11 protein-coding genes are annotated in these 14,182 nt (G+C 73.6%); 4 read left to right on the forward strand and 7 right to left on the reverse strand.

Going from position 1 to position 14,182, the window contains the following annotated elements:
• The first annotated feature begins 66 nt into the window (after nt 1-66).
• The gene (locus tag ACI8AG_RS19520; protein ID WP_456598338.1) at nt 67-276 is read left to right on the forward strand and encodes a PF20097 family protein; all 210 of its coding nucleotides are present in this window, start codon (nt 67-69) and stop codon (nt 274-276) included.
• Here the strand turns inward: ACI8AG_RS19520 and ACI8AG_RS19525 are convergent.
• The 3 genes from ACI8AG_RS19525 to ACI8AG_RS19535 form a co-directional block, all read right to left on the reverse strand.
• Nucleotides 273-1,508: a 3-deoxy-7-phosphoheptulonate synthase gene (locus ACI8AG_RS19525; RefSeq protein ID WP_456598339.1), complete on the reverse strand. Its 1,236-nt coding sequence runs from the start codon at nt 1,506-1,508 to the stop codon at nt 273-275. The two genes, ACI8AG_RS19520 and ACI8AG_RS19525, sit on opposite strands and share 4 nt — an antisense overlap.
• On the reverse strand, nt 1,505-3,643 hold the full coding sequence (locus tag ACI8AG_RS19530; RefSeq protein WP_456598340.1) for a DEAD/DEAH box helicase: 2,139 nt from the start codon (nt 3,641-3,643) through the stop codon (nt 1,505-1,507). The genes ACI8AG_RS19525 and ACI8AG_RS19530 overlap by 4 nt, the downstream gene beginning before the upstream one ends.
• Nucleotides 3,644-3,987: 344 nt before the next feature.
• Nucleotides 3,988-5,052 (reverse strand): helix-turn-helix transcriptional regulator, encoded by a 1,065-nt coding sequence (locus ACI8AG_RS19535; RefSeq protein ID WP_456598341.1) that lies wholly within the window; start codon nt 5,050-5,052, stop codon nt 3,988-3,990.
• A gap of 132 nt (nt 5,053-5,184) precedes the next feature.
• Here ACI8AG_RS19535 and ACI8AG_RS19540 point away from each other — a divergent pair, with 132 nt between their 5' ends.
• Nucleotides 5,185-6,615, forward strand: coding sequence for an amidase (locus ACI8AG_RS19540; protein ID WP_456598342.1), 1,431 nt, complete (start codon nt 5,185-5,187; stop codon nt 6,613-6,615).
• A gap of 287 nt (nt 6,616-6,902) precedes the next feature.
• Here the strand turns inward: ACI8AG_RS19540 and ACI8AG_RS19545 are convergent, their stop codons facing one another.
• From ACI8AG_RS19545 to dnaK, 4 genes are all read right to left on the reverse strand, one after another.
• Complete coding sequence (locus ACI8AG_RS19545) at nt 6,903-7,376, reverse strand: Dps family protein (protein ID WP_456598343.1); 474 nt, start codon at nt 7,374-7,376, stop codon at nt 6,903-6,905.
• 69 nt (nt 7,377-7,445) lie between these two features.
• Nucleotides 7,446-9,929 carry an ATP-dependent Clp protease ATP-binding subunit gene (locus tag ACI8AG_RS19550; RefSeq protein WP_456598344.1) on the reverse strand — a complete coding sequence of 828 codons (2,484 nt, stop codon included), beginning with the start codon at nt 9,927-9,929 and terminating at the stop codon, nt 7,446-7,448.
• Between the two features lie 57 nt (nt 9,930-9,986).
• Nucleotides 9,987-10,898, reverse strand: a complete 912-nt coding sequence (locus ACI8AG_RS19555; RefSeq protein ID WP_456598348.1) for a DnaJ C-terminal domain-containing protein — start codon at nt 10,896-10,898, stop codon at nt 9,987-9,989.
• 43 nt (nt 10,899-10,941) lie between these two features.
• Nucleotides 10,942-12,756 carry a molecular chaperone DnaK gene (gene dnaK / locus ACI8AG_RS19560; protein ID WP_456598345.1) on the reverse strand — a complete coding sequence of 605 codons (1,815 nt, stop codon included), beginning with the start codon at nt 12,754-12,756 and terminating at the stop codon, nt 10,942-10,944.
• Between the two features lie 186 nt (nt 12,757-12,942).
• Between dnaK and ACI8AG_RS19565 the strand changes: the two genes are divergently transcribed.
• Together ACI8AG_RS19565 and ACI8AG_RS19570 are read left to right on the forward strand one after the other, a co-directional pair.
• A complete protein-coding gene (locus tag ACI8AG_RS19565) occupies nt 12,943-13,677 on the forward strand; it encodes a peroxiredoxin (RefSeq protein ID WP_456598346.1) in 735 nt (244 codons plus the stop codon).
• A 36-nt stretch (nt 13,678-13,713) separates the two neighbouring features.
• A complete protein-coding gene (locus tag ACI8AG_RS19570; RefSeq protein ID WP_456598347.1) occupies nt 13,714-14,022 on the forward strand; it encodes a glutaredoxin family protein in 309 nt (102 codons plus the stop codon).
• Nucleotides 14,023-14,182 lie beyond the last annotated feature (160 nt).

A 14,182-nucleotide genomic window follows, 5' to 3' on the forward strand; every position in this document is an offset into this window, starting at 1 on the left:
TCGGACGGGGAGCACCCCCTGTGGCAGCATGACGGACGCCGACCGTAGCGCTGCCGAGGAGCCGCCGTGCCACTGCCCGCGACCTGCCCCCGCTGCAGCAGCGAGCTCGAGCGGGGACACATCGTCGGCCAGTCGATCTACCTCAACTGGATCCCCGAGGGCGAGTCGGTCGGGGTCACCGCCCTCGGCAAGGAGCACCTGGCCACCGGCTCCCTGCTCCGGGCTCCCCAGCTGCCCGCGGCGCGCTGCCCCTCCTGCGGGCTCGGGGTCTTCTAGCGGGCAGCGCCCCGCCGGGCCCGGGCCGCCTCGGCCAGCTCGGCCAGCATCCGCTCGGTCGTCGGCAGGTCGACGCAGGCGTCGGTGACGCTGCAGCCGTACTCCAGCCGCTCCGGGTGCCGCTGGTCGAGGTCCTGCCGGCCGGCCACCAGGTTGCTCTCCACCATCACGCCGCGGATCGCCCGCTCGCCCCCGGCGATCTGGCCGGCCAGGTCGCGCACCACCTCGATCTGGCGCAGGTGGTTCTTCTGGCTGTTGCCGTGCGAGGCGTCGACGACGACGACCTCCGGCAGCCCGCGCGCGGCCAGCCGGCGCTTGGTGTCGGCGATGTGCGCGGCGGAGTAGTTGGGGCCGTCCTTGGCACCGCGCAGGATGACGTGGCCGGTGTCGTTGCCCGTCGTCGACAGCTGGGCGGAGACACCGTGGGCGTCCACGCCCAGGAACTCGTGCGGCGCGCGCGCCGTCACCATCGCCTGGATCGCGGAGTCGACGCTGCCCTCGGGCGAGTTCTTGAACCCGACGACCGAGGAGAAGCCGGACACCCGCTCCCGGGCGGTCTGGTCGGTGACGTTGCGCGCCCCGACGCCGTTGTAGGTGACCAGCCCGTTGACGTACTGCGGCGTCAGCGCGTTCAGCGGTTCGGCGGCCACCGGCACACCCGCCGCCGTGATGCGGCGCATGAGCATCCGGGTGGCGACGAGCCCGACGCTGATCCGGCTCGACCCGTCCAGGAACGGGTCGTAGGCGAAGCCCTTCCAGTCGACCTCGGTGCGCGGCTTCTCGGTGTAGGTCCGCATGAGGATCTCGAGGTCCGCACCGTGCCGTTCGCGCATCCGCGCGATGAAGGCGGCGTACTCGAGGGCGGCCTCGGGGTCGTGGATCGAGCACGGCCCGGCGATGACGGCGAGGCGGTCGTCGGCACCGGTGAGGACGCCGGCCACCGCCCGGCGGGCCGCCCGCGTCGTGGCGGCCGAGTCCGGCGGTACCGGCACGGCGGCGGCGACCGCGGCCGGGGTGACGACGACGCTCAGGCCGGTGATCCGCGCGTTGACCAGGTCCGACAGGTCGGCGGCGTCGTCCGGTGCGACGCCGACCTGCCGCTGGACGCCGGGCAGCAGCTCGGCCAGCTCGGCGTCGATCCGCCGGTTGACGCGGGTCTGCACCTCGAGCAGCAGCTCGGCCACCCGCGTCGCCGCGGCCAGGACCGGTTCCGCGGTCTGCTGGTCGGTCATCGGTTCTCCAGGGCGTCGGTGAGCAGCGCGACGAGCGCCTCCAGCTGGACATCCGCCGAGGCCTGCATCTCCTCGTCGGAGCCGTCCAGGGCCCGCGCGGCGAGCCCGGCCTTGCTGTCGATGAGCTCGGCGATCCGGGCGTCGAGGGTCTGTGCGGCGATGATCCGCCACGCCGTGACCGGCTCGGTCTGGCCGATGCGGTGGCTGCGGTCGATGGCCTGGGTCTGCTCGGCGTCGGTCCAGGACAGCTCGGCGAGCACGAGGTCCGACGCGACCTGCAAGTTCAGCCCCACCCCGGCCGAGGTCAGCGAGCAGACGGCGACGGCGACGTCCGGGTCGTTGACGAACGCGTCGATGTTGCGCTGCCGCACCGAGGGCGTCTGGTCACCGCGGATCGAGGAGTACCGCAGGCCGATGCCCTCGAAGGTTTCCTCGGCCACGTCCATCACGTCGACGTGCTTGGCGAAGAAGACCACCTTGCCGGCGCTGCGGGCCAGCTGCGCGGCGTAGTCGGCGGCGAGCCCGGCCTTCGCCTGGCCGATGCGGCGCATCATCCCGAAGACGTTCTCGCCGGTGGTCTTCGTGCTGGTGTCCTTGAGCTCCCAGCCGGCGACCTTGCGCACCAGTTCGCGGTCGATGCCCTCGACCTCGGTGGCCGACTCGCGGGCGGCCAGGGCGCTCTCGTAGCGCTTCACCAGCCGTCGGGCGAGCTCCCGCTCGGCCGCCCGGATGGACCGGCCGGCCTTGTCGTCGAGCTCGACGGGGAGGTCGGCGATGCGGCGGGCGGGGATGTCGGCGGCCACGTCCACCTTGCGACGGCGCACGATGCCCTGGTCGATCACGCACTGGCGGGCCGCTGGGTAGAAGCCCGGGTCGGCCGGGGTCAGGCCGGTTTCCTCGAGGCACTCCATCAGCCGCCCGAGCGGCTTCTCGTCGTCGATCCAGCCGAGGAACTGCCAGATTGCCCGGAAGTCGTCGATGTCGTTGATCAGCGGGGTTCCGGTGAGGGCCATCAGCAGCGGCCGCCCGGCGCGGGTCCGGATCCGCTCGGAGAGCTCGAGCACGTGCTGGGAGCGCTGCGAGGTCTTGTTCTTGATGAAGTGCGCCTCGTCGACGACCATCCCGCCGAAGCCGAAGCCGCCCAGCCAGCCCACGTGCCGGTCGAGCACCTCGTAGTTGACGATCACGATGTCGGCGAAGCCGTCGGCGTTCTCGCCGTTGCCCTGGATCACGGTGGCCCGGCGCTGGGGCACCCAGCGGGCGGCCTCCCGGGCCCAGTTGGTCTTGACGACGTTGGGGACGACGACCAGCAGCGGGAACGCCTGCGCCGCCTCGGCCGCCAGTAGCGACTGCGCCGTCTTGCCGAGGCCGGGCTCGTCGGCGAGCAGGAAGGTGCGGTGGCCGTTCGCCGCCGCCGCGACCAGCTGCCCCTGGTGCGGCATGAGCTCCAGCCCCGCCGGGGTGAACTGGGAGCTCGGGAACGGCAGCGGCATGCACGCAGGGGCGCCGCCGCCGGCGCGCTCGAAGGAGTTGAACAGGGGCTCGAGGAGCTCCCAGCCGGCGAGCCGGCGCGGGCGGACGGTGCTCTGCCGGGCTGCCTCGAAGTCGGGGGCGAGGAACGGGTTGGCCAGCTGCCGCGAGATGACCGACTGCGGCACCACCTGGCGCTCGGCGGCGGCGGAGGTGGCGGCGGCCACGGGGGCGGCCGGGGCCGGCGTCGGGTCCTCCTCCACCGGCACCTCGACGCCGGCTGCGGCGAGCAGCTCCCGCCGGTGCGACCGCGCCGCCTCCGAGGCGACGGCGTCGTCGGAGAGCAGCGCCAGCAGGCCGGAGTTCCGCACCGCGGTGGTGGCCAGGATCGTCGCGATGCCGTCCAGGCGCTTGAGCTGCTCGGCCCGGCGGGCCTCGCCGGTGCCCTGGTCGGCCTGCACCCGGGCGCGCTCCTCGCGCAGCACCAGGGCGATCGCCTGGAACTCCGCGCGCACGGAGGGGGTCACGCGGTCGCGCTTGACGGCCGCCTCGACGTCCCGGACGGCGCGGGCCAGCACGGCGACGACGTCGCCGTCGCGCACGCGCCGCTGGGTGCGCGGGGCGCCGCGCCGGGCGCTCGTCGAGCGCCGTCCTGGTCGAGCCACGAACTCCTCCTCTGCACTGCCCGGCACGGTCGCCGCGGCAGGACGTGCACGCGGCCCCGCGAGCGGACGGTGCAACCGCACCGGCGCCGCCCAGTACCGCGCGGACCCGGACCCGCTGGTGCACCGGGCACCGACGCCGGAGGCCGTGCCCCCGAGCCGGGTTCGGTCCGCCGGCCGCCGGTCGATGGCGGCGGCACCGACCGCGCGAGCAGGCGTGCTGCCGGGCGGGGCGGTGCCGGCGAGCAGCCGGTACGCCCTCCACAGTAGCCCCCCGGCGGCCTCGCGGCGGGAGCGCGGGTCCGTGGGCCCGCCCCGGCCGCACGCGCCGGTGCGGCGCGCGTCGGTCAGGCCGGTCGTGGCGCAGGGGTACGCGCCCGCGTGCCCGGCGCGGTCGAGGAACCCGTCCGGGCGGGGGCCGGTGCGGCACCGCGCCCCGCGCGTACCAGCCCGACCGCGACCGCGAAGGCGACGGCGCCGGCCCGGTTGCCGCAGTCGAGCTTGGCGAGCAGGTGTTCCACGTGCGTGGCCACAGTCCGCTCCCCCACTCCGAGGGAACGCGCCACCATCCGGTTGGTCGCGCCGGTCGCCAGCGCGGCCAGCACCTCGAGCTCGCGCAGCGACAGCCCCGCCGGTGGTGCGGACGCCCGGTGCTCGACCACGACCCAGCGGCCCGCCGGACGCGCTTCCACCGCGAGCAGCTCCGCGCCGGTGATCACCAGCAGGTGACGCCCCATCCGTGAGGGCCACCGCGCCGGCTGGAGCAGGGCGGCCAGCGGAGATGCCGGCGCGACCAGCGACGGCCGGCCGGACGGCGTCAGCACCAGCCACCGCCCGTCCGCCGGCGACCAGGCGAAGGCCCCCGCGTCCTCCGCCACCGGGACCGCTGCACCTTCCAACGGATCCAGGAGACAGGTCAGGTCCGCCGACATCAACCGGAGCACGCCCGCCGTCTCGTCGTCCACCTCCCCGTCCGCGGTGGAGGCGTGCACCGAGCCGACGTACCGCCCGGCCGCCGACAGGCACAGGGTCACGCCGTCGGTGAACCGGGCCGGTCGGATCACCTCCTCGAACATCAGCCCACGACGCTGGTCGGGCCGGATGTCGTGCACCCGCAGCGGTCGCCCCTGGCTGCGGGCGACCGGGAACCGCGGGTCGTCGTGGAAATGCGCCTCCATGAGCGCGAGCGCGTCCTCGCGGTAGCCGGCGCTGGCCACCGTCCGGTGCCGCCCGCGCACCGGGTCCCACTGCGAGACGGCCGCGGCCGACGGTCGGACCACGGACAGCAACGCTTCGAGCACCGCATCGGCGCGACCGGACTGGGCCTCGCCGCGAACCACCGCATCCGCGGCGTCCCGCACGGCCAGGGCGGCGCCGAGCCGCGATGCCCCAGAGCCGGAAGCGGACCTCATGCGGCATCCAAGCACGCACTCGAGCCACCCGGTAGCTGCCCGGTGGTCCGCATTTCCACCGATGTGCACCGCCCGGCCACCGGGCAGCATCCGTCGCCGACGCGAGAACCGGCCGACGACGAAGGAGTGACCGTGGAGGTCTCCGAGTACACCGAGCACGACGCCACCGGGCTGGCCGGCCTGGTCCGCACCGGGCAGGTCTCCCCCGAGGAGGTGCAGAAGGCCGCCCGGACCGCCGTCGAGTCGGTCAACGGTGAGCTCAACGCCCTCGTCGGCGACCTGTTCGACAGGCCGCTGGCCGCCAGCGCCGACGGCCCGTTCGCCGGGGTGCCCTTCGTCATCAAGGACCTCGTCATGCACGCCGAGGGCGTTCCCCAGCGGGACGGCTCCCGGCTGCTCGGCCCCGGCATCCCCTTCCCCTACGACACCGCGCTGATGCGGCGGTTCCGGAAGGCCGGCCTGGCCGCCATCGGGGTGAGCGCCTGCCCCGAGTTCGGCTTCAACGCCACCACCGAGTCGGTGGCCAACGGCCCGACCCGCAACCCCTGGGACACCTCCCGCTCCCCCGGCGGCTCCAGCGGTGGATCGGCGGCGCTGATCGCCGCGCGCGCCCTTCCCGTCGGGCACGCGAACGACGGCGGAGGTTCGATCCGCGTGCCGGCCGCTGCTACCGGCCTGGTCGGCCTGAAGCCCTCCCGGGGGCGGATCACCGTCGCACCCGACTTCGCCGATCCGCTGCTCGGCCTCGGCGTCGAGTTCGCCGTGACCCGGACCGTCCGCGACGCCGCCGGGCTGCTCGACGCCCTGCACGGCTCCGAGCCCGGCGACAAGTACCTGCTGCCGGAGCCGGTGACCAGCTTCCGCGACGCGGCACGCCCGCCGTCGCGGAGGCTGCGGATCGCCGTCGCCACCGCCGCGCCCAACGGCGTCCCCGTCGACCCCGCCTGCGTCGCCGCCGTCCGGGCCACCGCCGACGCCCTGGCTGCGGCCGGGCACACCGTCGAGGAGGCAGCACCGGAGTTCGACGTGGCGGCGTTCGACAGCGCCAACCTCACCGCCTGGTGCAGCTTCCTGGCCGACGGCGCCTACGGGGCCGCCGCCGCGCTGGGCGTGGAGCTGGGCAGCGATGTGCTGGAGCACGCCACCCTGGCTTGCGCCGAGTACGGCGCGTCGCTCACCGCGATGGACCTGTACGCCGCCGACCGGGTCTTCAACGCCACCACCCGTGCAATCGCCCAGTTCTTCCTGCACCACGACGTGCTGCTGACGCCGACCACGGCCAGCCCGAACACCGTGCTCGGACAGCTGGACCAGAACGACCCGAGCCTCGACGCGCGGGGCTGGTACGACCGGATCTTCGCGTTCGCGCCGTTCACCGCGCCGGCCAACGTGACGGGCATGCCCGCGGTCAGCGTCCCCGGCATCCCGACGGCCGAGGGGTGGCCGGTCGGGGTCCAGCTCTGCGGTCGCTACGCCGACGAGGAGACGCTGCTGTCCGTCGCCGCCTTCTTGGAGGAGGCGCTCCCGTGGGCCGGCCGCCGGCCCCGGGTCCTCGCCGGCTGAGCCCTGCCGCCGCGCGCAGCGGGGACCGCGACGGCGTGGCGCGCAGATCTCGTCGCCCGCCCGGTCGACCGGCCGCCGCACGCCGGGACGCCGCGTCGAGGGCGTGGGCCCGGGAGGAGCCGCGTAGGTTCTGACGCACCAGGGGCGCCCGGACGATGCCCGGGCACCCCTGGTGCGTCGGAACAGCGGCGCGGCGAGAGGACGAGCGCGGACGACCCGCCAAGGGGGCAGGGCCGAAGGGGAGAGCCGACACGAGCGGCCGGCCCCGCCACCTCGTCCGTCCCGCCTCAGCGGGGCACGCTCTCCGCCTGCCACATCCAGAGGTGCTTCTCCAGAGCCCCGGTCACCTCGATCACCAGGTCCTGGGACACGGGGTCGTCCCGCGTCGCGTCGATCCGTTCCCGCATCCGCGCGACGACCCCGTCAAGGGCGCGGACGAGGAAGCCGATCGCCTCACCGGCCGGGATCCAGTCGAGCGGCGGTTGCGACAGCGCCGACTGCTCCTGCAGGGCCGTCGACCGGCCGTCGGGCAGCACGCCGATCGCGACCGCCCGCTCGGCGAGCGCGTCCGAGTACTGCCGGGTGGTGGCGACGACGTCGTCCAGGTGCAGGTGCACGCTCCGGAAGTGGGGGCCCACCACCGTCCAGTGCACCTGCTTGGCGACCAGCCCCAGGTCGACCAGGTCGACGACGGCACCCTGCAGCGCCTCCCCGACGGTCTTCCGGACGTCCTCGGGCAGCCGGCTCCTCATCTCGGTCATGGGCGGTTCCTCCTCCAGCGGTCGTAGGGATGGGTGCCACGGCCCTGCGACAGGGCCGTGGCGGTGGGCTCACTTCAGGACGATGTCGTCACCGGCAACGTCGACGTGGACGGTGTCGCCGTCCCGGTAGACGCCCGAGAGCAGCTCCAGCGCCAGCGGGTCCACGATCGCGTGCTGGATGAGCCGCTTCAGCGGCCGCGCGCCGTAGTCGGGGTCGTACCCGCGACGGGCGAGCCAGCGCCGGGCGTCGTCGCTGACCTCGAGCGTCAGCTTCCGCTCGGCCATCCGCGTCTCCAGCTGCCGCAGCTGGATCTCGAGGACCTGCTCGATGTCGTCCTCGGTGAGCGACCGGAACCGCACGATCTCGTCGACCCGGTTGATGAACTCCGGCTTGAAGAAGTCCGCCGGGTCGCCGGGGAGGTTCGACGTCATGATCAACACGGTGTTGGTGAAGTCCACCGTGCGGCCCTGACCGTCGGTCAGCCGGCCGTCGTCGAGGACCTGCAGCAGGATGTTGAAGACGTCCGGGTGGGCCTTCTCGATCTCGTCGAGCAGGACGACGGCGTACGGACGCCGGCGGACCGTCTCGGTGAGCTGCCCGCCCTCGTCGTAGCCGACGTAGCCCGGCGGCGCACCGACCAGGCGGGACACGGAGTGCTTCTCCATGTACTCGCTCATGTCGATCCGGACCATCGCCCGCTCGTCGTCGAACAGGAACTCCGCCAGGCTGCGGGCGAGCTCGGTCTTGCCCACGCCCGTCGGGCCGAGGAACAGGAAGCTGCCGATCGGCCGGTTGCGGTCCGCCAGCCCGGACCGGCTGCGCCGGATGGCGTTGGCGACGGCGCGGACGGCGGCGTCCTGCCCCACCACGCGGGCGTGCAGCACGTCCTCCATCCGGACCAGTTTCGCCACCTCGCCCTGCATCAGCCGGGCGACGGGGATGCCGGTCCAGCGGCTGACCACCTCGGCGACGTCCTCCTCGTCGACCTCCTCCTTGAGCATCTTCTGGGTGGACTGCAGCTCGGCCAGCCGCTCGGTCGCCTGCTCCACCTCACGCTCGACCGAGGGGATCCGCCCGTACCGGATCTCCGCGGCCCGGGTCAGGTCGACCGCGCGCTCGACCTCGCCGCGCAGAGCCTCCAGCTCCTCCTTGAGCTCCCGGATGCGCCCGATCGCCTCCTTCTCGGCCTGCCAGTGCGCCTTCATCCCCGCCGACTGCTCGCGCAGGTCGGAGAGCTCCTGGTCGAGCGCCGCGAGCCGGTCGCGGCTGGCGTCGTCGGTCTCCTTGGCCAGCGCGACCCGCTCGATCTCCAGCTGCCGGATCCGCCGCTCGATGACGTCGATCTCCGTGGGCAGGGAGTCGATCTCGATCCGGAGCCGGCTGGCCGCCTCGTCGATCAGGTCGATGGCCTTGTCGGGCAGGAACCGGCCGGTGACGTACCGGTCGGAGAGCACCGCGGCGGCCACCAGCGCGGCATCCTGGATGCGGACCCCGTGGTGCACCTCGTAGCGCTCCTTGAGACCCCGCAGGATGGCGACGGCGTCCTGCACCGACGGCTCACCGACGAAGACCTGCTGGAAGCGGCGCTCGAGAGCCGGGTCCTTCTCGATGTGCTTGCGGTACTCGTCGAGCGTCGTGGCGCCGATCATCCGGAGCTGACCGCGGGCGAGCATCGGCTTGAGCATGTTGCCGGCGTCCATCGAGCCCTCGGCCGAGCCGGCGCCGATGACTGTGTGCATCTCGTCGAGGAAGGTGATCACCTGGCCCTCGGCGTCGGCGATCTCCTGCAGGACCGACTTGAGCCGTTCCTCGAACTCGCCGCGGTACTTCGCACCCGCGACCATCGACGCCAGGTCGAGCGCCACCAGCCGCTTGTTCTTCAGGCTCTCCGGGACGTCGCCCTCGACGATCCGGCGGGCCAGCCCCTCGGCGATGGCGGTCTTGCCGACGCCGGGTTCACCGATGAGGACCGGGTTGTTCTTGGTCCGGCGGGACAGCACCTGGATGACGCGGCGGATCTCCTCGTCCCGGCCGATGACCGGGTCGAGCTTGCCCTTGCGGGCCTCCTCGGTCAGGTCGCGGCCGTACTTCTCCAGCGCCTGGTACTGCTCCTCGGCGTCCGGGGAGGTCACGCGGTGACTGCCGCGGACCTGCTGGAGCCCGGCGAGCAGCTGCTCACGCGACACCTGTAGGTGGCCGGCGACCGCCAGCAGCAGGTGCTCGGTGGAGACGTACTCGTCGTGCAACTGCTGGCGCACCCGGTCGGCCTCCTCGATCGCGGCACGCAGCTTGCGACCGACCTGCGGCTCGGACCCGTAGGCGTGCGGCAGCCGGTCGAGGGCCTCGGTGACGCGGTCCCGCAGTCCGGGGATGCCGATCCCGGCCTTCTGCAGCAGCGGCAGGACGACGCCGTCCTCCTGCCCGAGGAGCGCCGCGACCAGGTGATCGGGCGTGACCTCGGGGTGCGACTCCTGCCGTGCCCGCTCCACGGCGGCCTGGACTGCTTCCTGGGTCCTGCGTGTCCAGCGGTTCGGGTCGAATGCGCCCGCCACGGTGGAACACCTCCTCACTGTCGTTGATCTGTCGGTGGCGGGGTGTCGGCCGGTGCCTCACACCCCGAGGTGGGCTCGCGGCGACCCGGGGGTCGCCGCCGCCAGTGCCTGCACGGCAGCCCGCTGGCGCTCGTCCAGCTCCCTCGGCACGTCGACCTCGACGGTGACCAGCAGGTCGCCCGCGCCGTCGGCGGCCGGCACACCCCGGCCCGGCACCCGCAGGGTCGTCCCGCTCCGCGTCCCGGCCGGGATCCGGACCCTGACCGGGCGGTCGAGCGTGGGCACCCGGACGTCGGCGCCCAGGGCCGCCTCGGCGAAGGTCACCGGCACGGTCACCGCGAGGTCACGGCCGTCCCGCCGGAAGAACGGGTGCGGTGCCACCCGGACCCGCACGACGAGGTCACCGGCGGGCCCGCCGTTCTCACCCGGCTCCCCGCGTCCGGCCAGCTGCAGCGTCTGCCCGTCCGCGATCCCCGGCGGGATGCGCGCCGTGACGGTCCGCGACCCCAGCCGGAGCCGGCGAGTGGTGCCGCGCACCGCCTGGTCGAACGGCAGCTCCACCGCCACCTCCAGGTCGGCCCCGCGGCGGGGTAGACCGGTCCCCCACCCGCCGTCGTCGGCGGACATGCCGAACAGGTCCTCGACCGTGACCCGGTGCCCCCCGGCCCGGGGACCGCGCCGGTTGACCCGCACGGACCGACCGTGCGGCCAGCCCGGCCCGCCCGTCGACCGACCGGCGGGAGCGAGCCGGCGGACCTCGTCGTACTCGCGCCGGCGCGCGGGGTCGTGCAGCACCTCGTAGGCCGACGTGACCTCCCGGAACCGCTCACCGGCCCCGGCGTCGGGGTTGGTGTCGGGGTGCAGTTCCCGGACCAGGCGGCGGTAGGCGCGGGTGATCTCCTTGTCCGACGCGGACTCCGCGACGCCGAGCACGCGGTAGTAGTCCTTGTCCAGCCACTCGGCGGTCATCGCCACGGTCGTCCACCTCCTTCCCACCAGAGGGCAGCCGGGCTCACGCCCGGCTGCCCTCGTCGACCACCTCGGCGTCGATCACGTCGTCGTCACCGGCGGCCGTCGCCGCGCCACCGTCGGGAGCCTGCTGCTCCTGGAGCCGGGCGGCGAAGGCGGTGCCCGCCGCGGTCAGCCGCTCGGTCGCCGCGCGGAGAGCAGTGACCTCGCCGTGCTCGACGAGGCCCCTCACCTCGCTGACCGCCGCCTCCAGCTGGTCGCGTTCGGGGCCGGTCACGTCGCGGTGCTCGGCCAGCAGCTTCTCGCTCCGGTAGAGCAGGGCGTCCGCGTCGTTGCGGGCCTCGGCCTCCTCCCGCCGTCGGCGGTCCTCCTCGGCGTGCGCCTCGGCGTCGCGGACCATCCGGTCGATGTCCTCGCGGCTGAGGGACGACTGCCCGGTGATGGTGATCGACTGCTCCTTGCCCGTCGCCCGGTCGGTGGCCGAGACGTGCACGATGCCGTTGGCGTCGATGTCGAAGGTGACCTCGATCTGCGGCACACCACGCGGCGCCGGGGGCAGGTCGGTCAGGTGGAACCGGCCCAGGGTCTTGTTGCCGGCGGCCATCTCCCTCTCGCCCTGCAGGACGTGCACCTCGACGGAGGGCTGGTTGTCCGTCGCCGTGCTGAAGACCTCGGTGCGGCGGGTGGGGATGGTCGTGTTCCGCTCGATGATCGTGGTCATCACGCCGCCCTGCGTCTCGATGCCCAGGGAGAGCGGCGTGACGTCGAGCAGCAGCACGTCCTTGACGTCGCCGCGGAGCACACCGGCCTGGACGGCAGCCCCGACGGCGACCACCTCGTCGGGATTCACACCCTGGTGCGGGTCCTTGCCGCTGAGCTCGCGGACGAGCTCCACGACCGCCGGCATTCGGGTGGAGCCACCGACCAGGACCACGTGGTCGATGTCCCGCGGACCGAGTCCGGCGTCCCGCAGCGCCTGCTCGAACGGCCCGCGACACCGCTGCAGCAGGTCCTCGGTCAGTTCCTGGAACTTCGCGCGGGTCAGCGAGACGTCCAGGTGCCTGGGCCCCTCCGCGGTAGCGGTGATGTAGGGCAGGGTGATCTGGGTCTGCGTGGCGCCGGAGAGGTCGATCTTGGCGCGCTCGGCGGCCTCCTTGAGCCGCTGCATCGCCATCGGGTCCTTCGACAGGTCGACCCCTTCCGCGGTGCGGAACGTGTCCACGAGCCAGTCGATGACCTTCTGGTCCCAGTCGTCACCGCCGAGCCGCGTGTCACCGGCCGTGGACTTCACCTCGAAGACGCCGTCGCCGATCTCCAGCACCGAGACGTCGAAGGTGCCGCCGCCGAGGTCGAAGACGAGCACGGTCTCGTCCTTGGCGTCCTTGTCCAGCCCGTAGGCCAGCGCCGCAGCCGTCGGCTCGTTGATGATGCGCAGCACCTCCAGGCCCGCGATGGTGCCCGCTTCCTTCGTCGCGGTCCGCTGCGCGTCGTCGAAGTAGGCAGGGACGGTGATCACCGCCTGCGTGACCGGCTCGCCCAGGTACGCCTCCGCGTCACGCTTGAGCTTCTGCAGGACGCGGGCGCTGATCTCCTGGGCGGTGTACCGCTTGCCGTCGATGTCGGTGGCCCAGTCGGTGCCCATGTGCCGCTTCACCGACCGGATCGTGCGGGCCGCGTTCGTCACCGCCTGACGCTTGGCGACCTCACCCACCAGGACCTCGCCGTTCCGGCTGAAGGCGACGACCGACGGTGTCGTGCGCCCTCCCTCGCTGTTGGGGATGACGGTGGGGTCGCCGCCCTCGAGGACGGCGACGGCCGAGTTCGTGGTGCCCAGGTCGATACCGACCGCACGTGACATGTCCGAACCTCCCTGACTCTCCTCACGTCGGGACGTGGCCGGGACCCCGTGCCGGCGCCCCGGGCAGCGTTCCGACCGACGTGCCACGCAGCCGAAATATTCCCCCGGTCGCTGCAGGTTTTCTAGTCCGTCGGTACGAGGTACAACGTGCCCGGGTGGAACCGGGACTGTCGACGAGGGGGTTCGATGGGGACCACGTACTCCACGCGGGCGGCGGAGCCCGCCCGCCTGACCCGACTGGAGGAGCGCTTCGCCGAGCTCGGTGAGCAGCTCGACGACTCGCCGGTGTCGGAGGCACTCTCCGTGCTGCACGCGATGGTGCAGGAGGTGGCGAACCGGACGCCGTCGGCCGGGGACAGCCGTGACCGGCGAGCGGAGACGGCCCTCGGGGACGTCGCCGACCTGTACCTGACCGCGCCGCCGATGGGCGGCGCTGCCGAATCGACCGGCTTGACCGTGGGCACCCGGGCGCCCGAGTTCACCCTGCCCGACGCCGAGGGCCGGCCGGTGAGCCTGTCGGACTTCCGGGGCCGACCGGTCGTTCTGGTGTTCTACCCGCTCGACTGGAGCCCCGGGTGCAGCCGGCAGCTGGAGCTGTACCAGCAGGAGCTCGCGGAATTCGAGAGCCGGGACGCCGAGCTGGTGGGGATCTCCGTCGACTCGCTGTACAGCCACGGCGCGTGGGCCGCCGTCCGGGGGCTCAGCTTCCCGCTCCTGTCGGACTTCCACCCGCGGGGCGAGGTGGCCCGCCGGTACGGCGTCTGGCGTGAATCCGACGGCTTCAGCGACCGGGCGCTGTACGTGGTGGACGCCGACGGCGTCATCCGGTGGGCCCACGTCTCGCCGCGCGTCGACCACCTGCCCGACATCTACGAGCTGTTCACCGCGCTCGACGAGCTCACCGGCCGCGAGGCGGCCTGAACCGATCGAGCGCCGACACGTGCGAAGGAGGCCTCGATGGCGACCACGTACATGGTCCCGAAGCAGCCGGCCGTCCGGGTGCGGCCGGCCGTCGGGACAGCACCGGTCACCGTGTACGGCAATCGGTGGTGCGGGATCACCCAGATGACCCGCCGACTGCTCGACCGCGCCGGGGTGCCCTACCAGTACGTCGATCTCGACCTCCATCCGGAGGCGGAACGCCGGCTGCGCTGGATGACCGGCGGCGTCCTGAGGAACCCGGTCGTCGACGTGGGCGGCCAGTGGCTGGAGCAACCGACCGCGAGGGAGCTGGAATGGGCGCTGACACGGCACGGCCTGCTCTGACCACCTGCCGGGCCTGCGGACGGCGCAACCGGCTCCCCGCCGCCGCCCGGGGGGGGGGGGGGGGGGGGGGGGGGGGGGGGGGGGGGGGGGGGGGGGGGGGGGGGGGGGGGGGGGGGGGGGGGGGGGGGGGGGGGGGGGGGGGGGGGGGCGGGGCGCGCGG

Source organism: Blastococcus sp. SYSU DS0552 (assembly GCF_054050815.1).